Below are 807 nucleotides of genomic sequence, written 5' to 3'. Positions count from 1 at the left end.
GGTCGCAGCCGCTCGGGCCGCGTCGCCTGGCAGTTCACCCAGGATTTGGCTGGCCGGCTCGGCAAACCGCTGAAGGACTGATGCGTTGGATAGCGTCGCCAACGCCATCCGATGACAAGATCATTTGGGCGGCTGCGACCGCCGCAAATCACGCGGCGTTTGGCCGATCTCACGCCGCATCCAATGCGCCAGATGTGACTGGTGCGCGAAGCCCGTCAATTCCGCCACCTCGCTTGTGCTGAGATCGCCTTGCTGCAGCAGGACGCGTGCGCGTTCGACGCGACGCCGTAGCACGTAGCGGTGCAGGGTGAAGCCCGTCGCCGCCTTGAACCATGTCCGCAAGTGCGAACTGCTGGCGCCGGCAACCCGGCTCAGTCGATGGATCGATAGGGGTTCGTGCAGCGCAACCTCGATATGCTCCAGCACGCGCTTGAGCTGAGTATCCGACAGCCGGTTCGCGCGATCGATATCAGGTTCACCGAGGCCAAGCAGCCTCACAGCGAGCGCGGCGCCGATGCTGTCGGCAAACAACGACCCGCTCGGCGACTTCGCATTGAGATCGCTCTCCAGTGCTCGCGCGAGGTGTTCGATGCGCTGGTCACGAAGCAGGTGACGTGTGCCGAGCGGCAATGCGCGCGCCTTGCCAAGTTCGGCTGCCACCCTTTCCATCAAGGCCGGTTGTAACGCGATCTCGATCGTGTCGAACGGGGTCTCAGCCTCGAACCCACCCTCCTGACCGGCGGGCACCAGGTCGATATCGCCGGCGCGCCTTACGAAATATCGTCGAACCTCATGGCAGTAGGAGCG

Annotated in this window: 1 protein-coding gene; it reads right to left on the bottom strand. The window is 63.9% G+C overall.

Annotation, left to right across the window (positions count from 1 at the left end):
* Window positions 1-120: 120 nt before the first annotated feature.
* Window positions 121-807 (bottom strand): AraC family transcriptional regulator (locus EN884_RS37505; RefSeq protein ID WP_164895494.1); only part of this gene is annotated, 687 nt, incomplete at its 5' end.

It is taken from the genome of Mesorhizobium sp. M7A.F.Ca.AU.001.01.1.1, from assembly GCF_004022735.1.
GTDB classification, from domain to species: Bacteria; Pseudomonadota; Alphaproteobacteria; order Rhizobiales; family Rhizobiaceae; genus Mesorhizobium; species Mesorhizobium ciceri.
This window is presented reverse-complemented; position numbering and strand designations above follow the sequence as displayed.